Here is a 25,176-nt window from a genome sequence, read left to right as displayed (position 1 = left end):
CGGGTGATGGCGGGCGCCCGACCACCCGACGCCGTTGACCCGTCACTCTGCCTGTTGTAGTACAGGAGGACTCGACCTCCAGGAGCTGCCGTGGACGGGGAAGCGCGCGGACGCGTGCTCGGCGCGCTGCCCGCCGACGACGGCCCCCACCGGACGGGAACGTGGCGGGGGCGCCCGCCCGAGCGGGTGTCCGGCGGGACGCGCACGACGTGGGCGGCGGGCGCGGGGCCGCCGAACCGGCGGGAGGCGGACGATGCCGTTGCGGCCCTCGGTCTCTGACGACGTCACCGCCCTGCCCCGCGGCGGGCAGAACGCGATCGGCGTGGCGCTCGGGCTCCTCGGCGACGAGTGGACGCTGCTGGTGCTGCGCCACGCGCTGTCGGGCACGCGTCTCTACGGCGACTGGATGCGCGCGATGCCGATCTCGCACGCCGTCCTCGCGGGCAGGCTGGGGCGGCTCACGCAGTTCGGGCTGCTGGAGCGGGTCGTCTACTCCCAGCGGCCGGAGCGCTTCGAGTACCGGCTGACCCGCCGCGGCCGGGGGGTGTGGCCGATCCTGCTCGGCATCTGGTCGTGGGAGCTGACCCACGTGGAGCGGCACGCGGAGGAGCTGCCGAGGATGGGCCACCGCGGCCACGCCTTCGAGCCGGTGCTGGTGTGCGGCGGGTGCGCGGCCCCGGTCCGACCGCGCGACCTCGTCGGCGGGTTCGGGCCGAGCGGCACGTGGGCGCGGTCGATGCCGTCGGCCACGACCCGGCGCCGCTCCGCCGCCGCGCCCGGCCACCAGGACGGCTTCTTCCCCCAGACCACGGCGCTGGTCGGGAACCGGTGGTCGTGTGCGATGCTGGGCGCCGCCTTCCAGGGGGCGCGCCGGTTCGGCGACTTCGAGCGGCACCTGTCCGCGCCGCCCGTGGTGGTCGCCGACCGGCTGAGGACGTTCGCGGAGCTGGACGTCGTGACGGCCTCCGCGAACGGCGGCTACCGGCTCACGCCGAAGGGGCTGGCGTTCTTCCCCGTCGCCGTGCACACGATGGAGTGGGCGCAGCGGTGGTTCCGCTCCCCGGAGGGTCCCGCGCTGGCCTACCGGCACACCGCGTGCGGCGCCCCGTTCCACCCGCGCTACTCGTGCTCGGGGTGCGGGGAGCAGCTGCGCGGCAGCGCGGTCCAGCGGCTCGACCAGTAGGCCGCGCCCGACGACCCGGAGGACTCCGCGTGCACACCCGCCTCACCGCGTTCGGCAACCAGCTGATCGAGGTCCACGTCTGGCTGCGCGGACAGCTGGAGGACCTCCGCGACGACGTCGACGCCTACTTCGCGGGCGACGGGCTGCTCCCCCGCGACCTGCGGGCCCACTGCCTGTCGTTCTGCTCCGCCCTGACCCGCCACCACACCGGCGAGGACCGGATCGCGTTCCCGGAGATCGCCGAGGAGTTCCCCGAGCTGCGCCCGGTGATCACCCAGCTCAGGACCGACCACAACCGGATCGACTGGATCCTCGGCGCGCTGGACAAGCTGCTGACCGGCCTGCCGGACGAACCCGACCCGGCCGACAGGGCGCGGGTGGTGGCGGAGCTGGACGGGCTCTCGGCGATCATGGAGACGCACTTCACCTACGAGGAGAAGAAGCTGATCACCGTGCTCAACGGCATGGACCTGCCGGCGTGGCGGGCGGAGCGGCCCGACTTCCTGCTGTCCGACGAGGACTGAGCCCCTACCTGGCGAGCAGGTCGCGCAGCGCCTTCACGACCTCGCCGGGGGCTTCCTCGGCCATGAAGTGCCCGCACGTCACGGTCCGGTGGTCCAGGTCGGGAGCCCACGGCCGCCAGCGGGCGGCGGCGTCGAAGCCGAGCGCCGAGCCCCAGTCCTGCTGGAGCACCGCCACGGGCATCCGCAGGTGGTTGCCTGCCGCGCGGTCGGCCTCGTCGTGCTCGACGTCGACGGCGGCGGACGCGCGGTAGTCGGCGACGATCGACGGGATCGCCCCCCGGCACGCCGCCAGGTAGGCCGCGCGGACGTCGGCGGGGATCGCGTCGGGGTCGTTGGCCCAGAGGTCGAGGAAGTAGCCGAAGAACTCGTCGGGGGCACCCGCGATCAGCGCCTCCGGCAGGCCGGGCGGCTGGGCCATCAGGTACAGGTGGAAGGCGACGGCGGCCGAGGTGCCGTGCAGGACGTCCCACGTGTCCAGGGTGGGCAGGACGTCGAGGGAAGCCAGGTGGGTGATGGCGTCCGGGTGGTCGAGGCCCGCGCGGACGGCGACCAGCGCGCCCCGGTCGTGGCCCGCGAGCGCGAACCGGTCGTGGCCCAGCGCGCGGGCGAGCGCGACGACGTCGGCGGCCATCGTCCGCTTGGAGTAGGTCTGCCCGTCCAGGTCGGCGGGCTTGTCGCTGGCGCCGTAGCCGCGCAGGTCGGGGCAGATGACGGTGTGGTCGGCGGCCAGGTCGGCGGCGACGTGCCGCCACATCAGGTGGGTCTGCGGGAAGCCGTGCAGCAGCACGACGGGACTGCCGGAGCCGCCGACGGCGGCCGTGAGCGAGACGCCGTCGGCGACGGTGACGCGGTGCTGGGCGAACCCGGTGATCTGCGGTGCCACGTGGTGCTTCTCCCTGTGCTCGGTGCGTACCGGACCGACTCTGCGGGACGCCGATCAGCACCGGATCAGCAACGGCTCAGCACCGGCTCGGCACCGGCTCGGCCCGGCGCCCCGCGGCCCGGCCGCTAGGTTGTGCCGGTGGTGAGGTTCGGTGTGCTGGGCCCGGTGGAGGCCTCCGACGAGCGGGGACCGGTGAACCTCAGGGGGGCCAGGCACCGGGCCGTGCTGGCCCGGCTCCTGGTCGCCAGGGGGCGGACCGTGCCCGCCGCGGTGCTCGTGGACGACCTGTGGGACGAGCCCCCGGACGGGGCGCTCGGCGCGGTGCAGACGTTCGTCGGCGCGCTGCGCAAGGCGCTGGAGCCCGACCGTCCACCCCGGACGCCGTCGCGCCTGCTGGTCACCGCTCCCCCCGGCTACGCGCTGCGGGCCGAGCCGGACGCGGTGGACGCCCTGCGGTTCGAGGCCGCCGTCACCGAGGCCGCCGCCTCCCGGCCCGAAGCCGCGCTCGCGCTGCTGGACGACGCGCTGGGGCTGTGGCGCGGGCCCGCCTACGCGGAGTTCGCCGACCGGGCGTGGGCACGGGGCGAGGCCGCCCGGCTGGACGAGGTGCGGCTGCTGGCCGTGGCCCGCAGGGCGGAGGCCGCGCTCGCGCTGGGCCTGGCCGCGGAGTCGGTGCCCGACCTGGAGGCCCACGTCGCCGCGCACCCGCTGCACGAGGACGGCCGACGGCTGCTGGCGCTCGCGCTGTACCGGACGGGACGGCAGGGCGACGCGCTGGCGACGGTGCGCCGGGCCCGCGAGGCGCTGCTCACCGAACTGGGCGTCGACCCCGGCGAGGGCCTGCGGCGGCTGGAGGCGGACATCCTCGCCCAGGCCCCGCACCTCACGCCCCGAGCGCGGGTCGAGCACCCGTTCGTCGGCCGGGAGGCCGAGCTGGCCGACCTGGAGGACGCCGCCGCGACCACGTCCCGGCCCCGGCTGGCGCTGGTGTCCGGCATGGCGGGTGCGGGCAAGACCGCGCTGGTCAGGACCCTGGCCGACCGGCTGGCCGTTCGCGGGTGGACCACCGCGTGGGGCACGTGCCCCGAACTGCGCGGCGGGACGGCGCCGTGGACCGGGATGCGCGCGGCGCTCGGCGTGCCCGACGGCGGCGCGTTCGAGGCGCGCGAGCCGGTGCTGCTGGTGTTCGACGACCTGCACTGGGCCGACGAGGACACCCTGGCGGTGGTGACGTCGCTGGTCGCCGACCCCGGTACCGGGCCGGTGCTGGTCGTCGGCACCTACCGCTCGACCGACATCACCCCGGCGCTCGCCGACGCGCTGGGCCGCGCCGCCCGCGTCGAGCCGACCAGGGTCTACCTGGGCGGTCTGAGCAGGCCGCAGGTCGCCGAGGTGGTCAGGGCGACCACCCGGCGCGAGATGTCACCGGACGGGGTGCGGCTGGTGCACGCCAGGAGCGCGGGCAACCCGTTCTTCGTCCGCGAGCTGACGCGGCTGTGGGAGGCCGAGGGCGATCCGGGGCTGCTCGCCGTGCCCGCGGGGGTCCGCGACGTCATCCGGCACCGGCTCGCGGGGCTGTCCGAGACCACCAGGACGCACCTGCGGCAGGCCGCCGTCCTCGGCGACGAGGTGGACCTGGACGTGCTGGTCGCGCTCGCGGGCGACGAGGACGCGGTGCTCGACTCGGTGGAGTCCGCCGTGCGCGCCGGGTTCCTGGTGGAGCGCTCCGACCACCCCCGGTTCGCCCACGCCCTCGTCAGGGAGACCCTGTACGAGGACGGCACCCGCGCCCGGCGGACGCGGTGGCACGCGGCCGTCGCCGACGTCGTGGAGCGGACGCGGCCGGACGACGTGGAGACGATCGCCCACCACCTGCTGCACGCCGGGGGCCGGGCCGACGCGGACCGCACCGCGGGTTTCGCGCGTGCCGCGGCCGAGCGGGCGGAACAGCGGTCCGCTCCGCACGAGGCGGCCCGGCTGTGGCGGGAGGTCGTGGCCCGCACCGGGGCGGGCCGGGCGCGGCTGGAGGCCGTGATGGGTCTGGTGCGGGCGCTGGCGGTGACCGGCGACCTGCGGGAGGCGCGGGGGCTGCGCGCGGAGGCGACCGGCGCGGCGGAGGCGTTCGGCGACCCGGTGCTGACCGCGGGGGTGATCGGCTCGTTCGACGTGCCCGCGATCTGGACCGCCAACGACGACGAGGCCCTGTCGGCCCGCCTGGTGGCGACCGCGGAGCGGACCCTGGCGGCGCTGCCCGCCGACCGCACCGGCGACCGCGCCCGGCTGCTGGTCACCATCGCCGTGGAGCGGCGCGCCGACCCCGGTCCCGTGGGCGACCGGGCGGCGCGGGAGGCCGAGGCCCTCGCCCGCGACCTCGGCGACCCGACGCTGCTGGCGTTCGCCCTCAACGGGCGGTTCCTCCAGACGTTCCACCGCGCCGGGCTGGCCCCCGAGCGGGGTCGGATCGGCGCGGAGCTCCTGGAGGTGGCCCGCGCCCACCGCCTGGTCGTGTTCGAGGTGCTGGCGCACCTGATCGGGATCCAGTCGAGCGCCGCCGTGGGCGACCTCGCGACCGCCGACCGGCACGCGGCGGCGGCGGACGACCTCGCGGCCCGGCACGAACTCCCGGTCGTCGGGGTGTTCACGGCCTGGTACGCCGCGCTCCGGCTGGCGGTGACCGGCCGGACCGCCGAGGCCGTCACCGCCTACCGCGCCGCCGCCTCCCGCCTGACCGGCACGGGGATGCCCGGTCTTGAGGACGGTCTGCTGCCGTTCGCGCTGCTCGGGCTCGGGGTGCGGACCGCGGACGCGGACTGGGGACCGTACCGGCCGTGGACCGGCGACCAGGACGTCCCGGACTCACCGCGCGACCTGCTCCTCGAAGCCCGCACGTGCCTGCGCGCACAGGCCGCCCTCCGCTCCGGGGACCGGCCGACGCTGGAGCGCGTGCACGCCGACCTGCTCCCCGCCGCCGACGAGATCGCAGGCGCGGGCAGCGGACTCGTCGCGTTCGGGCCCGTCGCCCACCACCTCGGCGACCTCGCGACGGCGCTCGGCCGGAACGCGGAAGCCACCACCCACTACCGGCACGCGCTCCTCGTCGCCGAACGAGCGGGAGCACCCCACTGGGCGGCCGCCGCACGGGAAGCGTTGGAGCGCAAGCGATAACGGTGTTCAGCCGCCGAATCCCGCACGAATGTGGTGTCCGGTCACGAGAATCCTCAAGCCTTTCTCAAAAGGGGATCGGAACGGCGCGGAAAATCCTAATCTGCCGCTATGAGAATCCTCTTCTGGACCACCGTCCTCTGCGTCGACGCCGCCCAGGGGGCCCTGGCCCTCCCCGTGATCGCGGGCGCCGTCATCGTCGCCTGCGCCGACGCCCACGCGCACACCCGTCGTCGGGGCCGCTTCCCGAACCGCGCCCAGCAGTGGCACCAACCTCCCGACGTGGGAGCCGCGGTGTGAGCATCCGCCGATCGGCCCCTGCCGCCGGGCGGCCTCCCCCGCTACCGTCCAGACATGAAGCTTGTTCGCGTATCGCTGGCGGTCGTGGTGGTGGCCGGAACGGTGCTGGTGCCGTCCGCGAGCGCCGCGCCCGCGGAGCCGGACTGGGTCGGGCCGCTGAGCACCCGCGGGCGGTACGTGGTCGACGCCCGCGGTGACCGGTTCAAGCTGAGGTCGGGCAACTGGCACGGCGCGAGCGGGACGTGGAACGGGTCCGGCGACATCGCCGACCCGGCGAACCACCACGCGGGCGAGAAGGCCGACCAGGTGCCGCTCGGGCTGGACCGCGCGCCGGTGGACACGATCATCGACGGGTTCGCCGAACTGGGGCTCAACAGCGTCCGGCTGCCGTTCTCGAACCAGATGGTCCACGACACGGCCGTGCTGCCGGACGCCTCGGTCGCGGCCAACCCCGGCCTGCGCGGCAGGACCCCGTTGCAGGTCTACGACTTCGTCGTGGAACGGCTGACCGCGCGCGGCTTCGCGGTGATCCTCAACAACCACACGACCACCTCGCGGTGGTGCTGCGGCGTCGACGGCAACGAGCGGTGGAACACCGCGCAGAGCACGCGGCAGTGGCAGGACGACTGGCTGTTCATGGCCCGCCGGTACGCGGGGAACGAGCGGGTGGTCGGCGCGGACCTCTACAACGAGGTGCGGCGCTCCGTCTGGGACGACCCGAACTGGGGTTCCGGGGACGACCGCGACTGGCAGCGGGCCAGCCAGGAGGTGGCCGACCGGATCCAGCTGGAGGCCAACCGGAACCTGCTGATCATCGTGGAGGGCATCAACTGGACCGGCATCCCGGTCGACGGCCTGCCGCACGGGCGGCCGACGCTGGAACCGGTGCGGACGCTGTCGCACACGCTGGTCGACTCCGGGAAGCTGGTGTACTCCGCCCACTTCTACGGCTACACGGGGCCGAACCACTCCGGGGCCACCGGGATCGGCGAGACGACCGACCCGAGGTACCAGGACCTCTCCCTCGACGAGCTGCGGGAGGTGCTGCGGCGCCAGGCGTTCTACGTGTCGGCGGAGACGGGGGCGCACTTCACCGCGCCGGTGTGGATCAGCGAGTTCGGCGTCGGCGGGCGGGAGAACACCGACGCCAGGTCCAAGGTCTGGTTCTCGAACTTCGTCGACGAGCTGGTGCGGGCCGACGCGGACTTCGCCTACTGGCCGGCGGTCGGGTTCCACACCAACCGGACCGGGAACGGGTGGGCGCTGCTGCACTGGGACGCCGCGGGCAACCGGGTGGGCGTGTTCGACGGCGACGACTGGCGGGCCCCGGCGTGGTCCCGGCTGGTCGGCGCGGCGGGGAGGACCGGGCAGGTCGCGCAGGTCCCCCGGTGGTCGATGCTGAACCTGGACCACGGCGACTTCCAGCCGTCGCGGGCGGTCAGGGCGCGGCCCGACTGGAACCCCGGGGCGCGCAAGGGCGCCTGCCCGGACGGCCAGCGGGTGATCGGGTTGGCGCACACCGGCAACCGCGGGCTGTGCACCGGGGACTGGGCGGCGCCCACGTCGCTCGTGACCGTGCGGGACGAGTCCTTCGTGGACGTCGACTGGGCGTCCGGGTACACGAAGGTGCAGTGCCCCGCGGACCACTACCTGGTGGGGTACAGCGTGACCGGCGCCGCGTTCTCCGCCGGGCTGTGCGCGCGGGCGGCGGGCCCGCTGGGGCGCACCGGGCGCACGGTGTGGTTCGACCGCGGGGACAACCGGCCCTCGGGCGGGCCCGGCGGGGAGTTCGCGCTCCGGGCGTACAAGGGGCAGTGCTCGGCGGAGGAGTACGTGGCCGGGGTCGCCTACACCGGGCGCATCGGGTCGGCGCGCACGCCCGACGCGCTGCTCTGCCGCCGGTAGGGGCGGCCCGCGCGGTCGGAGCGGGTGGCGGTCGGAGCGGGTCGCGGTCAGACCAGGTCGCGCAGGCCGTCCCGGATCCGCTCCAGCAGCTCGCGGCTCGGCCGCGCGTCGACCAGGGCCGCGCCGTGCTCGACCGTGACCAGGCCCGCCTCGACGGCGTCGGCGATGAGGACCCTCGTGACGCCCACCGGCGCGTCCAGGTAGGACGACACCTCGGCCACCGACTGCGGCGCCGCGCGGCACAGGTCGCAGATGGAGAGCATGTCCTGGGTGAACGCGGGGTTCACCGGGTCGCGCTCGTGCAGCCCGGTGACCGACACCAGGGTTTCCAGGCGCAGGTCGTAACCCTGCGAGACCCTGCCGTGGGTGCGGATGTACGGGCGCACGACCAGGTCGTCGTCCGCCCACTGCGCGGCGGTGTCCGCGCCCTCCTGCTGCCGGGTCGTGACGGGTACCGGGCGGGGTGTCACGGGCTGCATGTCGACGGCGGTGAACGCCTCCCACACCGCGGGGTCGGGTTCCGGTTCCACCTCCGCGAACGCCTGCCAGCCCGGTGGTGACAGCGGTTCCGGCTCGGGTTCGGGTGCGGCGGGCTCGACCACGGGCACGCCCGCCCACATCGTGGTCGCGATCCGCTCGGTCCGCGGCTGCGGGGTCGGTTCCGGCTCGGGTTCGGGCTGGGACGGCGGTTCCGGGCAGGGGCGGAAGTCGTTGTCCGCCCACTGCTGGTAGTCCGGCCAGCCCCCGAACGCGAGGGGGTGGAACTTCGGTTCCCTGGCGCGCTTCTTCCGCCCGTGCGTGCTCATCGCCGGACCGATCCGCTCGGTGCTCGGGGCGTCACCGGGTGGCCGCCGCGCGCGGAACCGGTGTGGAGACCAGGCCCCCGGTCTCGACCTGGTCGTCCCGGCCCCTGCCGAACTTGAGCAGCACCGCCGCCACGACGAACGAGACGACGGTCGCGGCGGCGACACCGGCGACCACGCTCAGGTGACCGCCCTTCGGCGTGACCGCCATGAGCGAGATGATGCTGCCGGGCGACGGCGTCGCGATCAGGCCCGCACCGGTCAGGGTGAACACGAACACGCCCGCCGCGCCGCCCGCGATGGCGGCCAGCACGAGGCGCGGAGCGGCCAGCACGTACGGGAAGTAGATCTCGTGGATGCCGCCGATGAAGTGGATGATCATCGCGCCGGGAGCCGTGGCGCGCACCATCCGGTCGCCGAAGAGCGCGCAGGCCAGCAGGATGCCCAGGCCGGGGCCGGGGTTGGTCTCCAGCAGGAAGTGGATCGCCTTGCCGTGCGCGGCGGCGTCCTGCACGCCCAGCGGGGCGAGGACGCCGTGGTTGACGGCGTTGTTGAGGAACAGGACCTTCGCGGGCTCGATCAGGATCGCCACCAGCGGCAGCAGGTGGGCGTCGACCACGACCTGCACGCCGTTGCCCAGCGCCTTCGTCGCGACCTCGACCGCGGGACCGATGCTGAGCATGCTGACGAGGGCGAGAGCGCCGCCGATGATGCCCGCGCTGAAGTTGTCGACGAGCATCTTGAAGCCGGAGGACACCCGGCCGCCGACGTACCGGTCGAACACCTTGATGCACAGCGCGGCCAGCGGTCCCATGATCATGGCGCCGAAGAACATCGGGTTCTCGGTGCCGACGACCACGCCCATGGTGGCGATCGAGCCGACCACGCCGCCGCGCTGCCCGTGCACCAGCTTGCCGCCGGTGTAGCCGATCAGGACGGGCAGCAGGACCTTCACCATCGGGTCGACCAACTGCGCGAAGGTCGGGTTCGGCAGCCACCCGCCCGGAATGAACAACGCGGTGATGAGTCCCCACGCGATGAATGCGCCGATGTTCGGCATGACGATGCTCGCCAGGTGACCCCCGAGCCGCTGCACGGTGATCCTGGTCGGCCTCTTCGCGGGCTGATCTTCGTTGATCATCGGTTTCACGCACTTCCCTCGGCGCTGGTCAGGGATGCGGCCGGCTCAGGCATCGCGGGCGAATCTAGCGCCGTGGGTCGAGCACGGTCAATCGGAGATCGCGGAATGTTGCGCGCCCGAGATGACTTTCCGGAAAATCGTTCCACGGTGGGAAAAATTGGATAGCGAACACATGGACCACAGGGGTTGACAATCCAGTTCGGGGACCGTTTACAGGGGCGCACAGCCACATATAGGGGTGTCCAGACCGGACCGCGGTCCGCTCAGCCCGCCGCCGGGCCCGTGAGGTAGCGGGTGAGCACCGGAGCGATCCACGCCCGCAGCTCGTCGTGGCTCATCGCCACCAGCGGGGGCACCCGCAGGACGTAGCGCGACAGGGCCAGTCCCAGGATCTGGGTGCCGACGAGCGCCGCCCGTTCCGCGGGGCGGTCGACCGCGGCGGCGGCCAGCGCCGGGGACACCTGGCGGGTGAACAGCTCCAGCATCTTGTCGGCCGCGACCTTGCTCGTCGTCGCCGCGCGCAGCAGCGAGAGGAACCCGGCGCTGTCCTCCCACACGGCGAAGAACCGCGGCACCAGCGCGTCCGCGAGGTCCTCCGGCGCGACGCCGGTCAGGTCGGGCAGTTCCAGGTCGAACTCCGCGGCCTCGGTGAACAGCGCGTCCTTCGAGCCGAAGTAGCGGATCACCATCGCCGGGTCGACACCGACGTCGGCCGCGATCTCGCGAACGGTCACGCGGTCGAACCCGTCGGCGCCGAACCGGGCGCGCGCCGCGTCGAGGATCGCGGCACGGGTCGCGGGGGCGGAGCGGCGGCGGGGTTCGGGCAGGCGGCGGGGTTCGGGCATGAGCCCAGGATAAGTCAACAGTCATTGACTTAACTCGCCGACCCTGCCACCGTGGAAGTCAACAGCCGTTGACTTGAAGGAGGGGTGATGGACACCGTCGATGTCCTGGTCGTCGGGGCGGGTCCCACGGGCTGCACGGTCGCGGGCGAAGTCGCGATGGCAGGCCGCTCGGTGCTGGTGCTCGACAAGCACGGGGCACCGTCCCCGCTGAGCCGCGCGTTCGGCGTGCACGCGCGGACGTTGGAGGTCATGGACACCAGGGGGCTCGCGGGCGAACTGCGGAGCACCGGCACCGCCTCGCCCGGCCTCGCGCTGTGGCGCGGCGCCGAGGTCAACCTGACCACGTTGGCCTCGCCGTTCCCGTTCCTGCTGGTCACACCGCAGGTGAACGTGGACACCCTGCTGGAGGAGCGGGCGGTCGGCCTCGGCGCGAACGTCGTGCGCGGCGCGACGGCCACCCGGCTGACGCAGCAGGACGACGGCGTGGTCGTGCGGGCCACCACGCCCGACGGCGAGCGCGAGTGGAAGGCGTCCTACGTCGTCGGCGCCGACGGCGTGCGCAGCACGGTCCGCCACCTGGTCGGGCAGCCGTTCCCCGGTGAGGTGCTGCTGACGTCGATCGTGCTCGCCGACGTGCACCTGGCCGAGCCGCCGGACACCACCGTCGCGGTGAACGCCGCCGAGGACTGCTTCGCGTTCCTCGCGCCGTTCGGCGACGGCTGGTTCCGCGTCATCGTCTGGGACCGCCGCAACGAGGACGACGACGCGTTCCGGGGGGACGAGGCGATGGTGCGCGACGTGCTGCGGCGCGCCATGGGCACCGACCACGGCATGGGCGAGGTCCGGTGGCTCTCGCAGTTCCAGAGCGACGAGCGCCAGGTCGAGGCCTACCGCACGGGCCGCGTGTTCCTGGCGGGCGACGCCGCCCACGTGCACTCCCCCGCGGGCGGGCAGGGCATGAACACCGGCATCCAGGACGCGTTCAACCTCGGCTGGAAGCTCGCGGCCGTCCTCGGCGGCGCCGACCCCGCGATCCTCGACACCTACCACGACGAGCGGCACCCGGTCGGGAAGCTGGTGCTGCGCAGCAGCGGCGCCACGATCCGGCTGATGACCGTGCGCTCCCGGCTCGGCCGCACCCTGCGCCGCTACGTGCTGCCGTTCCTGCTCGGTCGGGACAAGGTCGCCCGCAAGGCCGCCGGGATGTTCTCCGGTGTCGGCATCGCCTACGGTCGCGGGCCCGGCGACCACAGGCTCGTCGGCACGCGCGCGCCGGACGTGCCGCTGGCCGCCTGCCGGCTGTTCGAGGCGTTGCGCGGCGGCGGGTTCGTGCTGGTGCTGGAGAACGACGCCCCGGCGGCCGACGGTCCCGTCCGCGTCGAGCGCCGCGTCGACGGCGGCCCCGGCCTGCTCGTCAGGCCCGACGGCTACGTCGCCTGGGCGGGCGACACCCGCACCGACGGCTGGCGCGCCGCGCTCGACCGCTGGACCACCTGACCAGGGGAGGGCTCCTCGTGCTCGTCATCACGATCCGCTTCACCGTCCGTCCGGAGTGGACGGACCGCTGGCCGGCCCTGGTGGCGGAGTTCACCAGTGCCACCAGGGCCGAGGACGGCAACGCGTGGTTCCGCTGGTCCCGCGACGTGGACGACCCGACCGTGTTCTACCTGATGGAGGGGCACCGGGAGAGCGGCGTCGAGGAGCACCTGCGGTCGCCGCTGATCCCGAAGATCCAGCGGGAGTGGCCGCGGGCGCTCGTCGACACCCCGGTGGTGATCAGGACGACGGTGCCGGGCGAGGGCTGGGAACCGCTCGACCTGCTCCCCGTCCCGGCGCGGTCGACCACGGACTAGCGCCGGGTCCCGCCAGGCCCAGCCCGGCAGTCCGCAAGGCCAGCGCCAGGCCCGGCCCGGCCCGGCCCGACGATCCACACGTCCAGCGCCGGGCCCGGCCGGACCGTCCGCACGCCCAGCGCCGGGCCTTGCCCGACCCGGCCCCAGCCGCGCGTCCGGCCTGCCCGCTAGCGGTGCGCCTTGGCCAGCGCGGCCGTGACGGCCTCGGCGTCGGCGGGCTGGGCGCCCGGCACGCCCAGTTCGTCGACCTCCGTGCCGGGCGCGGAGTAGATCACGCAGTACGCGGGCGCCCCGTTCTCGAACCGCCAGCTCTCCGCGAGGGTGCCCGCGTCGTGCGCGTCGTAGCCCAGGTCGTCCAGCAGCGCCGCGACCCGCGCCTTGGCGTCCGCGTCGTCGCCCGCGATCGGCAGGGTGCTGCGGTCGGGCGCGCCCGACGGCCGGGGCAGGTCGGCGAGGTGGCGGTAGTAGATGCTGTTGAACACCTTGACGACCTTCGAGCCCGGCAGGTGGGCCTGGAGCAGCCCGCTCGTGGTGGCCGACCCGTCCTCCAGCTCCGCGATCACCCCGTCCCGCTCGGGGTAGTAGTTGTTCGTGTCGATCACGACCTTGCCCGCCAACGGCTCCACCGGCACGTCCCGGTAGGCTTTCAGCGGCACCGTCACCACCACCACGTCACCGGCGTCCGCCGCCTCGGCGGGCGTGGCCGCGCGCGCCCTCGGCCCCAGTTCGGCGACCAGGTCGGCGAGCGTCTCCGGTCCGCGCGAGTTGCTCAGCACCACGTCGTGCCCCGCCGCCACCGCCAACCTCGCCACGGTCGTGCCGATTTTGCCCGCACCGATCAGTCCCACCGTCGACATCGCTGTTCCCTCACTCCTCGTGGTGTGCGCCGTTTCTGGCTCACACGGTCCACTATCCATGAATTTCTGGCTCGTGCAATCCAGAAATCTTGATAGGCTCCGCCCATGCCCCGCGAACTGACCACCAAGGGCCTCGCCACCCGGAGCCGCATCGTCGAGCACGCCGCCGCGGTCGCGCGCGACCGCGGCGTGGCGCAGACGAGCCTGGAGTGCGTCCGCGCGTCCGCGAAGGTGAGCAACAGCCAGCTGTTCCACTACTTCCCCGAGGGCAGGTCGGCGCTGATGCTCGCCGTCGCCCGGTACGAGGCCGACACGATCCTGGCCGACCAGGAGGCCAGGCTCAGCGGGGCGAAGACCTGGCGGGCGTGGGAGGAGTGGGCGGAGGCGATGTGCGCGCACTACGAGTCCCAGGGCTCCCGCTGCGACCTCACCACGCTGCTCAGCCAGCTCGACCCGGACAACCCCGGCGTCCAGGCGGTCCTGGTCGACGTGTTCGACCGCTGGGAGCGCGTGCTGGCCGACGGGATCCGCGCCATGCAGGCCGCGGGCAAGGTCCGGCCCGGCCTCGACGCCGACACCACGGCCCAGGTGGTCGTCGCGGGCGTCGTGGGCAGCACGATGCACATGGCCGCGACCGGCTCCACGGCCCGCCTCCGCACCACGCTGCGCGCGGCGCTCGCGGCGCTGCGGAGCTGACCACCCCGACGAGGCGACGGAGCAGCGGACGAGCGGACCGGTCGGGGCGTTCGCCCGCGACGGCGTCGTGCGCGTGACCGTGAACTACCGGCCGCGGAGGGGTTCCTGTTCCTCGACGACGGGATCGCGAACCCCGGTCTGCTGGACCGGGTCGCCGCGCTGGAGTGGGTGCGGGACACCATCTCCGCGGTCGGCGGCGACCCGGCGCGCGGAGTGGACCTCGTGCGGGTTCTGCCCGACGGCGGCGAACCGGCGTTCCACGTCGTCCAGCGCCGCGCGGATCTCGTGCAGGCCGGTGTCGGGGAAGTCGACCGCGCACTCCACCAGCCAGGCGTACCAGCGGAGCGGGTCCGACACGTCGCCCGAGGTGAACCGGTGCGGACGCCGGTCGTGCTGGAACAGGCGGTGGGTGACGTCCCACCGGCCGCGCAGCCGGTTGGCGTCGGCGAGCGCGCGGCGGGCCAGGTACGTCATCCGCGGTGCGTCGGCGGCGCCGGCCCTGACCACGACGGACTCCGGCGACCTGAGGCGCAGCCCCGAGTCCTGTTCGGCCAGTGCCTCGTTGAACGCGACCCGCAGCTCGAATCCCGTCGCCGGGGTGATCACAGCCGCAGAGCCCATGGCGTGCCGCGCGGGGGCGGAACCCGTTGCCGCGGCGGGGATCGGGCGGTGGCTACTGCCCGGCGAACGCCGCGAACCGGTCCACCAGCCCCTGCGGCGCGTCCGAGCGGAAGCACACCTCCAGGCTCTCGGCGGACATCGCCGCGGACGCCTCGGCGCGCGGGAACAGGGCGTCCTCGTAGACCGCCAGCGCCTTCTCCACGTCGTCGGGGTGCGCGAGCAGCGCGGCGGCGAGGTCGGCGCCGTCGACCATCGCCAGGTTGGCCCCCTCGCCCGCGAACGGGGACATGAGGTGGGCCGCGTCGCCCAGGAGGGTCACGCCGGGGACGCGGTCCCAGCGGTGGCCGATCGGGAGGGCGTGCACCTGGCGCGGCACGAGGGGTTCGTCGGTGTCGGCGATCAGGGCGCGGAGGCTGTCGTCCCAGTCGGCGAAGCCCGCCAGGACGTCGGGGGTGAGCGTGAGCGGGTCGATCCGGTCGAGCCAGTCGGCCGGGACCCTCAGCGCGCCGTAGACGTGCAGGCCGCCGTCCGGTTCGCGGTGGGCCAGCACGCCCCTGCCCCCTCCCAGCGCGAACAGGAAGCCGCCGCCGACCACGGCCGCGCTCGCGGGGTGGCGGACGTCGGCGTCGTGCAGCCGGGCCTCCACGAACGACAGGCCGGTGTAGGCGGGGACGGCCGAGGAGACGAGCGGGCGGACCCTGGACCACGCGCCGTCCGCGCCGACGAGCAGGTCGGTGGTGAGGGTGGTGCCGTCGGCGAGCACGACCTCGTGGCGGCCGTCGCCCAGCGGGACAGCGCCGGTGACCTTCGCGCCCCAGCGGACCTCGGGGACCGAGGCCAGCAGGATGTCGCGCAGGGTCCGGCGGTGGACCTCCGGGCGGTCGCCGTCGCCGTCGTCGGGGTGCTCGACGTGCACGACGGCGTGCCGGTCCAGCACGCGCAGCGCCTGGCCGCCCTGGTGGACGGCCGCGCGGAACTCCTCGTGCAGGCCCGCGGCGCGCAGGGCGACCTGGCCGGAGTCCTCGTGCACGTCGAGCATCCCGCCCTGCGAGCGGGCGGTGGGCGAGGCGTCGGCGTCGAGCACGGTCGCCTCGACGCCGTTCACGTGCAGGATCCGGGCCAGCACGAGGCCGCTCAGTCCCGCTCCGACGATGGTGGTGCGGTGGTGCATGGCGTGTTCTCCGTCCACGATCGCCGCCCGGTGCCGTGAGGCGGCTCCGAGTGGACCGGCGTCCTGCCACGAAGCTAACGAACATGTTCGTTCCGAACAAGTACGGAGCGAACATGTTCGTCATCACACCCTGGGCCCTACCGCGCGTCGTCCTCGTTGCTCGGCGTGACGCGCTGCCGCGGCGGCGGACCGCCCGGCAGGGCGTCCCGGCGCCGCCCGGTCTTCGCGGACTCCGCGAGGTGACGCGTGGCGACCCGCGCCAGGACGTCCAGCGCGGCGCGGACCTCCAGGTGGTCCAGCGCGTCCACGTCACCCGACAGCAGCGGACCGCCCAGGGTGGTCCAGCCGGTGCCGTCGGCACCGACCTCCAGGGTGGTCGTCGCGCCGGTCGGCGTCGTCAGGGTCACGACGGCGCCGTCCGCGACGGCGTGCCGCCCCGAGTGCAGGACCGAGCGGCGGCGCAGGTCGGCGTCCGCCACGAGCCGCTCCCGCTCCCCCGCGCCAGCCAGCGCGCGCAGGGCGTGGTGGGTCAGGTCGCCGCCCCGGTCGGCCAGGTCGCGCAGCAGTTCCGGCCGGGTCCAGCCCGGCCCCTGGTCGGTCGGCGGGTCCAGCACGTCCGCGACCAGCTCCAGCACGCCCGAGGCCACGTGGGCGGCACGGGTGACGGGGTCGGCGGGGTCGTGGCCGAACGCGGGCCGCGTGACGGCGTCGGCCACCTGCCCGACCGCCCGCACGGAGTCGGCCCGCAGCGGCGACCCCCGGCCCGCGAGCGGGCCGGCCCGGTCCGCGGCGCGGTCGCCGACGGCGACGTCGCGGGCGGCGAGGTCGGCGTAGACGGTGTCGCGGGAGACGCGGGCCAGCCGGGCGAGTTCGGCGACGTTCCGGGTGCCGGTGCGCCACGCCGCCGCCACGAGGTCGGCGCGGTCGGCCGACAGGCGTTCCCGCCGGTCGGCCCACCCGATGAGCGCGGCCAGTGCCGCGACGCGTGCTGGTTCGAGGTCGTCGTCCATGCCGCCACCCTATGTCGACTGACTCGACATGTCGAGTCAGTCGACATAGGGCGAGGGCGGCCGGTGCTGATCCACCCCACCCCGTACGGTCCACCGGGAAGCCAGGATGGAGGCCGAGCGCGGGAGCCGACCCGCGCGGCCGACGAGAGGAGCCCGATGACCGACCGGCCAACCGCCCCGTGGTGGACGTCCGCCGTCGTCTACCAGGTCTACCCGCGCAGCTTCGCGGACTCGACGGGTGACGGGGTCGGCGACCTCGTCGGCATCACGTCCCGGTTGGACCACCTCCAGCGGCTCGGCGTCGACGTGGTCTGGCTGTCGCCGATCTACCTCTCGCCGCAGGCCGACAACGGCTACGACATCTCGGACTACCAGGCCGTCGACCCGGTCTTCGGCACGCTGGAGGACTTCGACCGGCTGCTGGCGGAGGTCCACGAGCGCGGGATGCGGCTGGTCATGGACCTGGTCGTCAACCACACCTCCGACGAGCACCCGTGGTTCGTGGAGTCGCGCTCCAGCACCGACAACCCGAAGCGCGACTGGTACTGGTGGCGGCCCGCGCGCGAGGGCTTCACGGCGGGCGAGCCGGGTGCCGAGCCGACGAACTGGGAGTCGTTCTTCTCCGGGCCGACGTGGACGCTCGACGAGACCACCGGCGAGTACTACCTGCACCTGTTCGACCGCAAGCAGCCGGACCTCAACTGGGAGAACCCCGAGGTGCGCGCGGCCGTGCACGAGATGATGCGGTGGTGGCTCGACCGGGGCGTCGACGGCTTCCGGATGGACGTCATCAACTTCATCTCCAAGGACCCCGCGCTGCCCGACGGGCCCACGACCGGCACCGGCGGGCTCGGCAACGGCTTCGCGCACTTCGCGACCGGCCCCCGCGTGCACGAGTTCCTCCAGGAGATGCGCCGCGAGGTGTTCGCGGGCCGGACCGGCGACTTCCTGACCGTGGGCGAGATGCCCGGCGTCACGTGGCAGGACGCGCGCCTGTTCACCGATCCCGAGCGGGGCGAGGTGGACATGGTGTTCCAGTTCGAGCACGTCTCGCTCGACCACGGGCCGGGCGGCAAGTTCGACCCCAAGCCGCTGGACCTGCGCGACCTCAAGGCGTCGCTGGGCCGCTGGCAGACCGCGCTCGGCGAGACCGGGTGGAACAGCCTGTACTGGAACAACCACGACCAGCCCAGGGTGGTGTCGCGCTTCGGCGACGGCTCGCCCGTCTCGGCGACGGCGCTGGCCACCGTGCTGCACCTGCACCGGGGCACGCCGTACGTCTACCAGGGCGAGGAGCTGGGGATGACCAACGCCCCGTTCGCGGGCGTGGACGACCTGCGCGACGTGGAGTCGCTCAACCACCACCAGCGCGCCGTGGAGGCGGGCCAGGACCCGGAGGCGGTCCTGGCGGCGCTGCGCGCGATGGGCCGCGACAACGCCCGCACCCCGGTGCAGTGGACCGCGGGCCACGCGGCCGGGTTCACCAGCGGCACCCCGTGGATCGCCGTCAACCCGAACCACACCTGGCTCAACGCGGCGGCGCAGTACGACGACCCCGACTCGGTGTTCCACCACTACCGGCGGCTCGTCGAGCTGCGCCACACCCGCGCCGTGGTCGCGCTGGGCGACTTCACCATGCTGCTGGCCGACCACCCGCACGTCTACGCCTACGAACGGCGGCTGGACGACACCCGGCTCCTGGTCCTGGCGAACCTGCACGGCACCGAGCAGACCGTGGACCTGGCCCCCGAGTGGGCGGACGCGGCCGTCGTCCTGACCAACACCGCGGGGCACTCGCTGACCGCGGGCCGCGCGACCCTCCAGCCGTGGGCCGCGCTCGTGCTCGACCTGACCGGAGGGCAGTGATGACGACCGGGGCGAGGAACTGGGCGGGCAACGTCGTCTTCTCCGCCGAGCACGTGGAGGCGCCGACGACCGCCGAGCGGTTGCGCGAGGTCGTGGCGACCGCCGGGAAGGCGCACGTGCTGGGCGCGGGGCACTCGTTCAGCCGGATCGCGGACACCACCGGGACGCTGATCACCCTGCGGGACCTGCCCGCCTCGGTGGAGGTGTCGGCGGACCGGAGGTCGGCGCGGGTCGGGGCGGGCCTGCGGCTCGCCGAGGTGGCGACCCTGCTGGACGCGGAGGGCCTGGCGCTGCACAACCTCCCGTCGCTGCCGCACATCACCGTCGCGGGCGCCGTCGCCACCGCGACCCACGGGTCCGGCGACCGCAACGGGTCGCTGGCGAGCGCGGTCCGGTCGCTGGACCTGATCACGGCGGACGGGGGCACCACCACGCTGGCGCGCGGCGACGACCGCTTCGACGGGGCGGTCGTGTCGTTCGGGTCGCTCGGGGTCGTCACGAGCGTCGACCTCGACGTGGTGCCCGCGTTCGAGGTGGAGCAGCGCGTGCACGAGGGCCTGCCGTTCGAGGTGCTCGCCGAGCGGTCGGCGGAGCTGTTCGCGCAGGCGTACAGCATCAGCGTGTTCACCGACTGGCGGGAGTCGTTCTCCCCGTGGGTGAAGCGCCGCACCTCGGACGCCCCTGCCGACCTCGGCTGGACGGGCGCGCGCGAGGCGACCGGCGGGCGGCACCCGATCCCCGGTGCCTCGCCCGAGTTCTGCACCCGGCAGCACGGCGAGCCGGGGCCGTGGCACGCGCGGCTGCCGCACTTCCGCGCCGAGTTCACCCCGAGCGCGGGCGACGAGCTCCAGTCGGAGTACGCCGTGGCGCGGGAGCACACGGAGGGAGCGCTGCGGGCGCTCAAGGAGCTGGGCCCGGTGATCTCGCCGGTGCTGCTGGTGTCGGAGATCCGCACCGTCGACGCGGACCCGTACTGGCTGAGCCCGTTCCAGGGCAGGGCGAGCACGGCGTTCCACTTCACCTGGGTGCCGGACGCGCACGCGGTGCGCCCGGTGCTGACGCTGATCGAGCGGGCGCTGGCGCCGTACTCCGTCCGGCCGCACTGGGGGAAGCTGCACGAGACCGCTCCCGCCGACCGGTACGAGCACTGGTCCCGGTTCGCCGCGCTGCGCGACGGCCTCGACCCAGGGGGGAAGTTCCGCAACGAGGTGGTCGACCACTACTTCCCCGGCTGAGTTTCCGACATCATCGAGGCATGGCCTCGAAGATGTCGTGGCGCCACCACCTCGCCCACACCGTCCCGGTCACCGTCTACTGGTTCCCCGAAGAGGACGACTGGCGCACGGGCGCCGTGCGGAAAGCCCTGGGCGACGGCGCGTCCGGGCACCCGGTCGACCCGCAGGCGACCGAGGCCGAGACCGACGGGTGGTCCGCCGCGGCGACCGCGTACGTCGAGGAGGTCGCCGCGGCGGCGGCCGAGCTGGACCGGGTCGCCGCGCGGACGGCGAGGTGGCGGCGCACGCCGCTGGTGAGCCGGTGGGCCGCGGCGCGGCTCGCGGAGGCCCGAACGTCCTTCGAGGACAGGGTCTCGGCGGCGACCGCGCGCTACCAGCCGGTGCGGAAGGCCGTCGAGGACCGGCTCGCCGAGCAGGAGGAGACCCGGCGCCGCGAGGCCGAGGAGGAGCGGGAGCGGCGCGCACGGGCGTGGCGGCTGGCCGAGGGCCGGTTCCAGGCGTGGCAGCGCAGGCACGCCGTCGCCGACCAGGTGCTGCCCGGCGGGCGGACGCCGAGGCAGCTCGCGGCCGACGGCGGAGCGCCCGCCGAGTGGCCGGGGGAGGTGGTCGCGCTGGTCGGCGACGTCGACGAGTGGTGGGCGGGGCTGCGGGAGTCGGTCGTCAACCGGCGCGCCCGCGAGGCCGCCGTGCGCACGGTGGTCGACGCGGTCGACGCGACCACCGCCGCGCTCGACAAGGCGGGCAGGCCGGGCATCCAGCGGATCGAGGACCAGCCCCCGGTGCACCTGGACGGCTGGTGGGTCGAGTTCTCCTGGAAGGGCCTGCCGGGCGTCCAGCGGCTGAGCAGGCCGCCGGACATCCCCGTGGACCACCTGTGGCAGGGCGACTGGTGGTACGACCTCTACCTCTACGACCGCCTGGTGCTCACGCCGGGCTGGCGGGGCGACTACCGGTTCGCGACCGCCACGAGCAGCGAGATCGCCAACGGCATGGCCCGCCGCCACTCGTGGCTGATGTGGAGCGTGGAGGAGTTCGCCGACATGCTGTTCCCGGACATCGTGACCTACCGGCAGCGGTACCACTTCGAGGCGGACGACGTCGAGATCCCGATGACCGACTACGCGGACCCCGCCGTGTTCGTCCCGTACGTCGAGGCCGTCGCCCGGCGCGTGGTCGGCGTGTTCCGCGAGCTGGCGCGGGACTGACCCTCAGCGCGCGGCCGTGAACGCGTCGACCGGGGCGAGGTCGAGCGCCGCCACCCGCGCACCGCGGCGACCCGTGGTGGCGGTGACGTCGACCGCGACGCGGGCGGTCTCCGCGCCTGCCCGGTCGACCACGGGTCCCGGACACAGGTCGCCACCCGCCACTCCCCCGGCCGCCGCGGTGGTCGCGCCGAAGCTCACGCGCTCGCCCACGCGTCGCGCAGGAAGGCCGGGTAGCGGTCGCCGTACGCGCCGTGCGGCAGGATCTCGCGGACCAGGTCGAGGTCGGCGGGCGTGAGCACCAGGTCGACGGCGGCGGCGTTCTCGGCCAGCCTGGTCGTGCTGCGGGTGCCGGGGATGGGCACGAGGTGCTCGTCCTGGGCGAGCAGCCACGCCAGCGCCAGCTGGGTCACCGTGGCGCCCTTGGCCGCGGCGAGTTCGGTCAGGCGGGCCGTGGCCGCGACGTTCGCCGTGTAGTTGTCGCCCTGCCAGCGGGCGTCGAAGCGGCGCATGTCGCCCTCGGGGTACTCCGCTCCCGGCTTCACGGCCGACGTGAGGAAGCCGCGGCCGAGCGGCGAGTACGGCACAAAGCCGATGCCGAGGTCGCGCACCAGCGGCAGGACCTCGTCCTCCACCTCGCGCTCGAAGACGGAGTACTCGGTCTGGAGCACCGAGACGGGGTGCGTGGCGTGCGCGCGGCGGATGGTCTCCGGCCCGGCCTCGGAGAGCCCGAAGTAGAGGACCTTGCCCGCCGCCACCAGCTCGCCGACGGCTCCGGCGACGTCCTCGATCGGCACGGCCGGGTCGACGCGGTGCTGGTAGAACACGTCGATGTGGTCGGTGCGCAGGAGCCGCAGGCTCTCCTCGGCCACCTCGCGGATGTGCTCGGGCCTGCTGTTCAGCGCGGCGCCGACGGTGGCGGGGTCGCTGAGGTCGAAGCCGAACTTGGTCGCCAGCACCACCTCGTCGCGGAAGCCCTCGACGGCCTCGCCGACGAGCGCCTCGCTGGTGCCCTCGCCCATGCCGTACAGCTCGGCGGTGTCGATGAAGGTGATGCCGAGCTCGTGCGCGCGGCGGATCGTGGCGATGCCGTCGGCGCGGTCACCGCCGGGACCGTAGGCCATGGTCATGCCCATCGTGCCCAGTCCCAACGCGGAAACGGTCAGGCCCTGCGCACCGAGAGTTCGTGTCTGCATGGGTCCCACCCTGCGCCCGTGCTCGACGGCCCACCAGCTCCCGTCCAACCCGGGCACGGCATGACCAGGCAGGACCGGGACCGGGTTCGTAGAGTGGGTGGCGTGGCACAGGACAGAGCCGAGCTGGGCGCGTTCCTCCGCTCGCGGCGCGACCGGCTGACGCCCGCGCAGGCGGGGATCGAGCCGTTCCCCGGCCCGCGGCGGGTCCCCGGCCTGCGCAAGGAGGAGTTGGCGGTGCTCGCGGGCCTGAGCCCGGACTACTACAGCAGGCTCGAACAGGGGCGGCAGGCGAACATCTCGACCGCCGTGCTCGACGGGCTGGCCAGGGCGCTGCGGTTGTCCGACGTCGAGCGCGCCCACCTGGTCGACCTGGCCGAGCCGACGGCGCGGCGGCGGGCGACCACGGTCGTACCGGTGCAGCGGGCCGATCCGGGCCTGCTGCGGATCATGTCGGCCCTCGACCACCTCCCGGTGCTGCTGCTGGGCCAGCGCACCGACGTGCTGGCCACCAACGCCCTGTTCAGCGCCGTGCTCTACGACCTGGCGCCGGGCTCGTCGCTGGCCCGCTTCCTCTTCCTGGACCCGCTGGCGCGGGAGCGGATCGTCAACTGGCCGTACTTCGCCTCGAACACGGTGGCCACGCTGCGCCGCGAGGTCGCGCGCAGGCCGCAGGACGGAAGGCTCACCGCGCTGATCGACGAGCTGCGGGCCGCCGAACCGGACGCGGCCCGCTGGTGGGCCGACCACCAGGTGCGCGACCACGCGTCGGTGGCGAAGCTGATCCGCCACCCGGTCGGCGGCGACCTGGCGTTCGACATCGAGATCGTGTCCGCGCCGCAGGAGCCGGACCAGCAGCTGATCGTCTACACCGTGCAGCCCGACTCGCCCACGGCCAAGGTGCTGCCGCTGCTGGCGAGCTGGCACCGAGACGCAACAGTTTCGTAACCCCTAGTGGGCTCACGTCCACTTGACACGGATCCAGGCTGGGCCGGACGCTGTGAGAGCGCTTCCACCGACGGTGGTCGGCGGTGGCGCACCGTCCTTCCTCGCCTCCCGGCGGCGGTCCCCCCACCTCACCGGGAAGCGGTCCCTGCCCGCGTCACCGAGGAGATTCCTTGCGCACCACAACGAAGTGGTTGAGCGCGCTCACCGCGCTCGCCGTGGCGGCCTCCGTCGCCCTCGTCGCCAGACCGGCGGCGGCCATCGGCCCCGACCTGCTCCCCCTCACCGTCACCAACAACAGCGGCCGTTCCGACGCGGTGTACCTGTACGTCCTGGGCACCGACATCCGCAACGGGCGGCTCGGCTACGTCAACCAGGGCGGCGGCTTCACGCCGTGGCCCGCGGGCGGTCTCCCCCCGACGCCCGCCCCGGACGTGTCCATCGCGGGCCCCGGCAACGGCGGCAACGTGACCGTGCGCGTGCCGCGGTTCATCTCCGGCCGCGTCTACATGTCCTTCGGCGAGAAGCTGAAGCTCTCGCTCACCCCGGACGGCTTCGTCCAGCCCGCGCCCTGGGCGGGCGACGCCAACAAGAACATCCTGTTCGACTGGAGCGAGTTCACCTACAACGACGCCGGCCTCTGGCTCAACAGCTCGCAGGTCGACCAGTTCGCCGTGCCGCACGCGGTCACGGTGACCGGTGCCAACGGTGCCACCAAGCGGACCGGCGACCTGGTCGGCAACGGCCGCGACACCGTGATCAACGCCGTCCGCAACCAGGCGGGCTTCGGCAACTCGGTCGTGACGAGGTCCGACGGGACCGTGCTGCGCGTGCTCGCCCCGAGCAAGGCGGCGGGCGCCGGGCTGATGGACGCCAACTACCTCCAGCCCTACATCGACCAGGCCTGGGGCGCGTACTCGGGCAAGACGCTCACCGTCGTGCCGTTCGGCGACCAGCCGAACATCAAGTTCTTCGGCCGCACGTCCGGCACCACGATGAACTTCACCAACACCTCGGGCCAGCAGGTGGCGTCGTTCCAGAAGCCCACCACGGCCCACGTGTGGGGCTGCGACGGCAACCTGCACGCGCCCAACGACCAGGTGGTCGGCCCGATCGCCCGCACCCTGTGCGCGGCGCTGCACCGCTCCACCCTGGGCCGGATCGACACCCAGCCCGGCGGCGGCCCCGGCGACTTCTACCAGGGTTCGCTGACCGACCACTACTCGCGGATCATCCACCAGAACATGGTGGACGGCAAGGCCTACGGGTTCGCGTTCGACGACGTGCAGGCCCAGGAGTCCCTGGTCCACGACGGCGACCCGCGCGCGGCGGGCATCGTGCTCACCCCGTTCGGCGCGGGCGGCGGGGGTCCGCAGCCGACCGGCAACAGCATCGTCAGCAACTGGCACGGCAAGTGCGTCGACGTGCCGAACTGGAACTTCAACGACGGCCAGCGCCTCATCGTGTGGGACTGCACGGGTGGCACGAACCAGAGGTGGCAGTTCGTCGACGGCACCGTGCGCACGGAGAACAACAAGTGCATGGACGTGGCGTGGGGCGCGGTCACCAACGGCGCCGCCGTGCAGATCGCCACGTGCAGCGGCAACGCCGCCCAGCAGTGGGTGCTCAGCGGAGCGGGCGACCTGGTGAACCCGCAGTCGAACAAGTGCCTCGACATCGCCGAGTGGAACCCGAACAACGACGCCGTCCTGCACATCTGGGACTGCGTCGGCGGCGCCAACCAGAAGTGGCACCGCGGCTGACAGGATGAGGGGGTCGGG

At 73.9% G+C, this 25,176-nt stretch carries 24 protein-coding genes; 14 read left to right on the top strand and 10 right to left on the bottom strand.

The window, feature by feature from the left end; genetic code table 11:
* Positions 1–90: 90 nt before the first annotated feature.
* Genes AC156L_RS03160 through AC156L_RS03150 form a run of 3 tightly spaced genes read left to right on the top strand, consistent with a single transcriptional unit; the run spans position 91 to position 1,707 of the window.
* Positions 91–279, top strand: a complete 189-nt coding sequence (locus AC156L_RS03160; RefSeq protein WP_330874793.1) for a hypothetical protein — start codon at positions 91–93, stop codon at positions 277–279.
* Positions 254–1,183: a winged helix-turn-helix transcriptional regulator gene (locus AC156L_RS03155; RefSeq protein WP_330874792.1), complete on the top strand. Its 930-nt coding sequence runs from the start codon at positions 254–256 to the stop codon at positions 1,181–1,183. The genes AC156L_RS03160 and AC156L_RS03155 overlap by 26 nt, the downstream gene beginning before the upstream one ends.
* Before the next feature lie 29 nt (positions 1,184–1,212).
* Entirely contained in the window at positions 1,213–1,707 is a 495-nt protein-coding gene (locus AC156L_RS03150) for a hemerythrin domain-containing protein (protein WP_330874791.1), read from the top strand.
* Positions 1,708–1,711: 4 nt separating this feature from the next.
* On the opposite strand, the gene AC156L_RS03145 is transcribed toward AC156L_RS03150, so the two are convergent.
* Positions 1,712–2,590 carry an alpha/beta fold hydrolase gene (locus AC156L_RS03145; protein WP_330874790.1) on the bottom strand — a complete coding sequence of 293 codons (879 nt, stop codon included), beginning with the start codon at positions 2,588–2,590 and terminating at the stop codon, positions 1,712–1,714.
* A 138-nt stretch (positions 2,591–2,728) separates the two neighbouring features.
* Here AC156L_RS03145 and AC156L_RS03140 point away from each other — a divergent pair, with 138 nt between their 5' ends.
* From AC156L_RS03140 to AC156L_RS03130, 3 genes are all read left to right on the top strand, one after another.
* Positions 2,729–5,755, top strand: a complete 3,027-nt coding sequence (locus AC156L_RS03140; RefSeq protein WP_330874789.1) for an ATP-binding protein — start codon at positions 2,729–2,731, stop codon at positions 5,753–5,755.
* Between the two features lie 108 nt (positions 5,756–5,863).
* On the top strand, positions 5,864–6,052 hold the full coding sequence (locus AC156L_RS03135) for a hypothetical protein (RefSeq protein ID WP_330874788.1): 189 nt from the start codon (positions 5,864–5,866) through the stop codon (positions 6,050–6,052).
* 54 nt (positions 6,053–6,106) lie between these two features.
* Positions 6,107–7,957, top strand: a complete 1,851-nt coding sequence (locus tag AC156L_RS03130; protein ID WP_330874787.1) for a glycoside hydrolase family 5 protein — start codon at positions 6,107–6,109, stop codon at positions 7,955–7,957.
* A 47-nt stretch (positions 7,958–8,004) separates the two neighbouring features.
* On the opposite strand, the gene AC156L_RS03125 is transcribed toward AC156L_RS03130, so the two are convergent.
* From AC156L_RS03125 to AC156L_RS03115, 3 genes are all read right to left on the bottom strand, one after another.
* Positions 8,005–8,763 (bottom strand): DUF742 domain-containing protein, encoded by a 759-nt coding sequence (locus AC156L_RS03125; RefSeq protein ID WP_330874786.1) that lies wholly within the window; start codon positions 8,761–8,763, stop codon positions 8,005–8,007.
* Between the two features lie 31 nt (positions 8,764–8,794).
* Positions 8,795–9,901 carry a PTS mannitol transporter subunit IICB gene (locus AC156L_RS03120; protein ID WP_330874785.1) on the bottom strand — a complete coding sequence of 369 codons (1,107 nt, stop codon included), beginning with the start codon at positions 9,899–9,901 and terminating at the stop codon, positions 8,795–8,797.
* 263 nt (positions 9,902–10,164) lie between these two features.
* The gene (locus tag AC156L_RS03115; protein WP_330874784.1) at positions 10,165–10,746 is read right to left on the bottom strand and encodes a TetR/AcrR family transcriptional regulator; all 582 of its coding nucleotides are present in this window, start codon (positions 10,744–10,746) and stop codon (positions 10,165–10,167) included.
* A gap of 87 nt (positions 10,747–10,833) precedes the next feature.
* Here AC156L_RS03115 and AC156L_RS03110 point away from each other — a divergent pair, with 87 nt between their 5' ends.
* Together AC156L_RS03110 and AC156L_RS03105 are read left to right on the top strand one after the other, a co-directional pair.
* Positions 10,834–12,243, top strand: coding sequence for an FAD-dependent monooxygenase (locus AC156L_RS03110; RefSeq protein ID WP_330874783.1), 1,410 nt, complete (start codon positions 10,834–10,836; stop codon positions 12,241–12,243).
* A gap of 17 nt (positions 12,244–12,260) precedes the next feature.
* Complete coding sequence (locus tag AC156L_RS03105) at positions 12,261–12,599, top strand: putative quinol monooxygenase (RefSeq protein WP_330874782.1); 339 nt, start codon at positions 12,261–12,263, stop codon at positions 12,597–12,599.
* Positions 12,600–12,766: 167 nt separating this feature from the next.
* On the opposite strand, the gene AC156L_RS03100 is transcribed toward AC156L_RS03105, so the two are convergent.
* Positions 12,767–13,516, bottom strand: coding sequence for an NADPH-dependent F420 reductase (locus tag AC156L_RS03100; RefSeq protein WP_330874781.1), 750 nt, complete (start codon positions 13,514–13,516; stop codon positions 12,767–12,769).
* A gap of 45 nt (positions 13,517–13,561) precedes the next feature.
* On the opposite strand from AC156L_RS03100, the gene AC156L_RS03095 reads away from it, so the two are divergent.
* Complete coding sequence (locus tag AC156L_RS03095) at positions 13,562–14,152, top strand: TetR/AcrR family transcriptional regulator (RefSeq protein WP_330874780.1); 591 nt, start codon at positions 13,562–13,564, stop codon at positions 14,150–14,152.
* Between the two features lie 84 nt (positions 14,153–14,236).
* On the opposite strand, the gene AC156L_RS03090 is transcribed toward AC156L_RS03095, so the two are convergent.
* The 3 genes from AC156L_RS03090 to AC156L_RS03080 all read right to left on the bottom strand — a co-directional run bounded on the left by AC156L_RS03090 (position 14,237) and on the right by AC156L_RS03080 (position 16,954).
* Positions 14,237–14,758, bottom strand: a complete 522-nt coding sequence (locus AC156L_RS03090) for a hypothetical protein (RefSeq protein ID WP_414719828.1) — start codon at positions 14,756–14,758, stop codon at positions 14,237–14,239.
* Positions 14,759–14,825: 67 nt separating this feature from the next.
* Positions 14,826–15,944, bottom strand: a complete 1,119-nt coding sequence (locus AC156L_RS03085; RefSeq protein WP_330874779.1) for an FAD-dependent oxidoreductase — start codon at positions 15,942–15,944, stop codon at positions 14,826–14,828.
* 137 nt (positions 15,945–16,081) lie between these two features.
* Positions 16,082–16,954, bottom strand: a complete 873-nt coding sequence (locus AC156L_RS03080; protein WP_484406564.1) for a hypothetical protein — start codon at positions 16,952–16,954, stop codon at positions 16,082–16,084.
* A 156-nt stretch (positions 16,955–17,110) separates the two neighbouring features.
* On the opposite strand from AC156L_RS03080, the gene AC156L_RS03075 reads away from it, so the two are divergent.
* Genes AC156L_RS03075 through AC156L_RS03065 form a run of 3 tightly spaced genes read left to right on the top strand, consistent with a single transcriptional unit; the run spans position 17,111 to position 21,260 of the window.
* Positions 17,111–18,820, top strand: a complete 1,710-nt coding sequence (locus AC156L_RS03075; protein WP_330874777.1) for a glycoside hydrolase family 13 protein — start codon at positions 17,111–17,113, stop codon at positions 18,818–18,820.
* Positions 18,820–20,055, top strand: coding sequence for an FAD-binding protein (locus tag AC156L_RS03070; protein ID WP_330874776.1), 1,236 nt, complete (start codon positions 18,820–18,822; stop codon positions 20,053–20,055). The genes AC156L_RS03075 and AC156L_RS03070 overlap by 1 nt, the downstream gene beginning before the upstream one ends.
* A 20-nt stretch (positions 20,056–20,075) precedes the next feature.
* Positions 20,076–21,260, top strand: coding sequence for a hypothetical protein (locus AC156L_RS03065; RefSeq protein WP_330874775.1), 1,185 nt, complete (start codon positions 20,076–20,078; stop codon positions 21,258–21,260).
* Between the two features lie 3 nt (positions 21,261–21,263).
* On the opposite strand, the gene AC156L_RS03060 is transcribed toward AC156L_RS03065, so the two are convergent.
* Positions 21,264–21,470, bottom strand: a complete 207-nt coding sequence (locus AC156L_RS03060) for a hypothetical protein (protein ID WP_330874774.1) — start codon at positions 21,468–21,470, stop codon at positions 21,264–21,266.
* On the bottom strand, positions 21,455–22,453 hold the full coding sequence (locus AC156L_RS03055; protein ID WP_330874773.1) for an aldo/keto reductase: 999 nt from the start codon (positions 22,451–22,453) through the stop codon (positions 21,455–21,457). The genes AC156L_RS03060 and AC156L_RS03055 overlap by 16 nt, the downstream gene beginning before the upstream one ends.
* A 102-nt stretch (positions 22,454–22,555) precedes the next feature.
* Here AC156L_RS03055 and AC156L_RS03050 point away from each other — a divergent pair, with 102 nt between their 5' ends.
* Both AC156L_RS03050 and AC156L_RS03045 read left to right on the top strand, forming a co-directional pair.
* Positions 22,556–23,398 (top strand): helix-turn-helix transcriptional regulator, encoded by an 843-nt coding sequence (locus AC156L_RS03050; protein ID WP_330874772.1) that lies wholly within the window; start codon positions 22,556–22,558, stop codon positions 23,396–23,398.
* A gap of 170 nt (positions 23,399–23,568) precedes the next feature.
* The gene (locus AC156L_RS03045; protein WP_330874771.1) at positions 23,569–25,158 is read left to right on the top strand and encodes a beta-1,3-glucanase family protein; all 1,590 of its coding nucleotides are present in this window, start codon (positions 23,569–23,571) and stop codon (positions 25,156–25,158) included.
* Positions 25,159–25,176 lie beyond the last annotated feature (18 nt).

Source organism: Umezawaea sp., assembly GCF_057122925.1.
Note: the sequence above shows the minus strand (reverse complement) of the source record. Positions and strands in the feature narration are given on the sequence as shown.